This window comes from Vibrio makurazakiensis (assembly GCF_050337375.1).
In the GTDB taxonomy this organism is placed as follows: Bacteria; Pseudomonadota; Gammaproteobacteria; order Enterobacterales; family Vibrionaceae; genus Vibrio; species Vibrio makurazakiensis.
Genome location: NZ_JAKJSW010000287.1, coordinates 1 through 4,178, shown reverse-complemented (window position 1 = coordinate 4,178; position 4,178 = coordinate 1). Strand labels below are relative to the sequence as shown.

3 protein-coding genes are annotated in these 4,178 nt (G+C 41.1%); all 3 read right to left on the bottom strand.

Going from position 1 to position 4,178, the window contains the following annotated elements:
- A partial coding sequence (locus tag L4C33_RS20065) for a TIGR01621 family pseudouridine synthase (RefSeq protein WP_428814169.1) occupies positions 1–434 on the bottom strand: 434 nt, incomplete at its 3' end.
- A gap of 120 nt (positions 435–554) precedes the next feature.
- Positions 555–2,171, bottom strand: a complete 1,617-nt coding sequence (locus L4C33_RS20060) for a methyl-accepting chemotaxis protein (RefSeq protein WP_428814168.1) — start codon at positions 2,169–2,171, stop codon at positions 555–557.
- Positions 2,172–2,483: 312 nt separating this feature from the next.
- Positions 2,484–3,917, bottom strand: coding sequence for a sodium-dependent transporter (locus L4C33_RS20055; protein WP_428814167.1), 1,434 nt, complete (start codon positions 3,915–3,917; stop codon positions 2,484–2,486).
- Between the last annotated feature and the right edge of the window lie 261 nt (positions 3,918–4,178).

Sequence of the window (4,178 nt, the reverse complement as noted above, 5' to 3'; positions counted from 1 at the left end):
GTGCGACCAGTATATGGTTTACACAGTAGTAAACGCTCACCAGGTTCACTCGCCAATGACATAAATTGAGTCACTGCGGGGTTATTATTGCTATTCAACAACTTCCAACTAGAGCGACGAGAACGCTCCATATCACCACTAATCAGCCCTTGTTTCTTCTTTGGCTTTTTACTGCCAATCGCCAAGTAGTATTTTTCAACAGTACGATTAGCAAACAACTGTGAAAGCTCACTTGCAGCCTTAGAATTGCGCCCTAGGATGAGGATGCCTGAAGTCATTTTGTCTAAGCGATGAATCAAGTACAACTTGCTGTCGCCTGTTGCCTTAGCTACTTCTTGCAACAACATAGTATCGCCGTCATCTTTATGGACGCTGACACCAGGATGTTTATTGATGATGAGAAAATCGGAATGGGTATAAAGAATGTCGAACATTGAAGGCTGGCTCCTATTTGAAGCAAGAGTATAACGCTTCTTTTAAAGGAAGCCAGCCTTTGATTAAGATGTAACAGGTGCCAAGTTTGTAGTCACTCAGTTAAGTAACTAACCAGACTATTAACTTAGCTTAAACTTACCGATGAGCCCTTCTAGTTCACCAACTTTATTATTAAGCGATGCTACGTTTTGTGAGCTTGAAGTTGCTTGTTGTAGCGACTGTTCCGAAATATCACTGATGGCTGTAATATCCGTTGCGATCTCTTTCGTTACTGCGGTTTGTTCTTCAGCTGCGGTTGCAATTGAGTTGATCATATTTTGGACATTCGATGCCCCTTCTACGATCTCTTCCAAGGCATTTACTGCTCCAGAGCTTTGGCTTACACCAATATCTACTAAGCGACAGTTTTCGTCGGTGAAATTCACTGCTTCTAACGTTCCAGATTGGATCGCCTGAATAATACCTGAAACCTCACGTGTTGCTTTAGTTGTTCTTTCAGCGAGTGCACGAACTTCATCAGCTACTACGGCAAAACCACGACCAAATTCACCCGCTCGCGCTGCTTCAATCGCGGCATTAAGTGCAAGTAAATTGGTTTGTTCTGCAATGTCTTCAATGACTTTAATTACGCTACCAATTTGTTCACCATGAGAACCTAACTGGTTCATTTGAACCGACATATCCCCCATTTGCTGAGACACTTGCTGAATACTTGCGACCATTTCATTGATAACTTGGCGCCCTACTTCTGCTGAACTCTCAGATTGACGAGCAACTTCGTAAGTAGAGTTACCTTGTTGGGCAACTTCGGCAATGGTTAAGCTCAGCTCTTCCGCAGCTGTCGCAATGAGATTAGCTTTGTCCGCTTGCTGAGATGCACCTTGAACAATATTGTTACTTTCATTTGAAAGTTCAGTCGTCACAAGTTTCACCTCATGACTCACTGACGTAATAGAACTCAATAAACTGACCAGCGAACTTTGCATGCTATTAACGGAAGTCGCCAGGTTAGCCAGTTCGTCTCCTGAATCATCTTTTATTGCTGCAGCGGTTAAATCACCGCTAGCGACACGTTGAGCGACAGAATCCAATATCGTTAGACGTGACGTAATTGATTTAGACAAAAAATACGCAATTGTTAATGCGACAACAAATAATATTAAACTCAGAATAAGAATAGTATTCTCAATCATAGTGAAAGAGTCATTTAAACTATTCAGTGCAGCTTCAGCTTCCGTTCCTTCATCCGAAGAAGCGGTATCAAGAAGCGCTTCTAACTTAATTAATGACTGCTCATTAATACTGTCGAGGGTTTGAAACATTTCAGAACTGCCAACTGAACCACTTAGATGAGGAACAATTTGAGATTCAAATTGTTGGGTAAAAGTACTCATGTGATTTTTTATTTCACGCAGACGATTCGAGTCTTTCGCATTACTTTGCTCCAGATTCATGATCGCATTCAAAGCTGCATCAAACTCATTTTTATTATCGCGATAATCACTCAGAGCATTTGAATCTCCGCTAACCGTTTTTAACGCATCGCGATACACGTCGCCGGCCTCATCAATTAGAACGAGGTAAAGCTCAACACCGGGGATATCATCATCGCGGATTTCACTCGCAACCTTATGTGACGCAATCACTTCAAACCAGATTATAGTCACCATGATAAAGGCCAAGGCCAAAATACTTAAGAAACCAGCATACAACTTCTTACCAACAGACCACTGCATATATACTCCATTATTATGCAAAATAACAATAACTTACTGATTTGATAATATAGTCCAAGTTATCTATTAATCCACACATATATACAGAGTTAGACCATTATTTTTTGACAAGGTAGACACCTGTTCAAGGAGTAAACGAAAGTCACTATTTAGTAGTTAGTTTTATAAGATAGTTGTTAAATATTAAGAATAATAACAAGGAGTGAAAGAGAGGTATTTGTATTTTCCCTAAGACTAAGTGGAATAGCATCCATAAAAAACGAGAGCTAATAAGCTCTCGTTTTTAGTGTTTTACTTTCTAATTTAAGTTAATTAAAACTTCTTAGAAATAACCGCTGAACCAGCAATGATACCTAGGCCTAGAAGCATAATTGCTCCTTTACCGCTATCGAAGCCAGAAGATACCCCCATGAATGCAACAATTGCGATTGCTACAGGGATTACGTATTTAACTAGGCTGTACCACAGGCCGAATAGTGGGAAAGATACTTCACCATCGTTAGTGATTTCTTTTTCTAGGTCAGCGCGGTTTAGTCTCCAACCAGCGAAGATACATACCAACATACCGCCAACAGCTAGGAAGATCTTATCTGTTAGAAGGTCGAAGATATCGAATGCGCCAGTGTCGAACAATGTTGGACCAATGCCACCAAGAGATAGAGAAGCAAAGATACATAGAATCGCCATTACAACACTTGCAGAAAGCACAGCTGTAACACGTTTCATGCCCTTCTCATCAATTAGGTAAGAAACTACAACTTCTAATAGAGATACTGAAGAAGTTAAAGCTGCAACACTTAGACCGATGAAGAACATTAGAGCGAATAGTAGACCGATAACGCCGCCCATTTCAGCAAATAGCTGAGGAACAACTACGAATACTAGACCTGGACCCGCTGCTGGTTCCATACCGAATGCGAACATTGCAGGGAACATTGCAACACCAGCAAGGATAGCAACACCAGTATCCATTGCAGTAACCATTGCGGTTGTTTGAACTAAGTTCTCTTTCTTCTTCAAGTAAGAACCGTATGTCATCATACAACCCATACCTAGACTTAGAGAGAAGAACGCTTGACCTAGTGCAGCTAGGATTACGTTGCTATCTACTTTCGAGAAGTCAGGGCTAAATAGGAATTTAAGGCCAGCCATTGAACCTGGAAGCATCAGACCTTTGATTGAAACAACAATCAGAATGATGAACAGTAGTGGCATTAACACTTTACCCGCTTTCTCGATACCGCCTGAAATACCTTTCATTACGATAACAATGTTAAGCAGTAAGTAAGCACCCATCCACATTAGCGGTTGTACTGGATCTGAAATGAAGCCACCGAAGCTATCACCGATTGCTTCAGGCGTTTCAAGAAGACCACCAGCGATCTTACCAATATATGCGATAGACCAGCCACCAACTACTGGGTAGAAACCCATAATTAGTAGGCCACTCACTACGCCAATAACACCAGCGAACGTCCAGCGACGGTCTGTTGATTTAAATGCACCTACTGCTGACTTTTGCGTATGACGGCCAATCGCAAATTCAGTCAGCATCACACTGAAACCAATAAAAATAACAAAGAACAAGTAAATAGCTACGAACGCACCGCCGCCGCTTTCACCTGCTGTGTAAGGGAATTTCCAAATATTACCTAGACCAACAGCAGAACCTGCTGCAGCCATTACGAATCCTAATTTCGAACCCCAGGTATCACGAGGTTTTGTGGTTGTATTACTAGTCGCCACGTTTACTCCAAAAATATATGTTGTGTGTGCTTGTGTGTTTACGCCTTAAAGGTTTGCGTGTAAATCTAGGTTTACATCACATCAGAATTTGATTGGCGCTTGTTGTATGGCAAGTAAACCAGTTTCCAATTAGAATTGGAAGCCCGAACGGTATAAATTCCACTCTTCCCATCACTTTCCATGTTTAAATGTCGAATTATCGAACAATCGCATGCATTTTAACCTATTTTAACAATCTCTCAACAACTTTCCTCTTTTAGA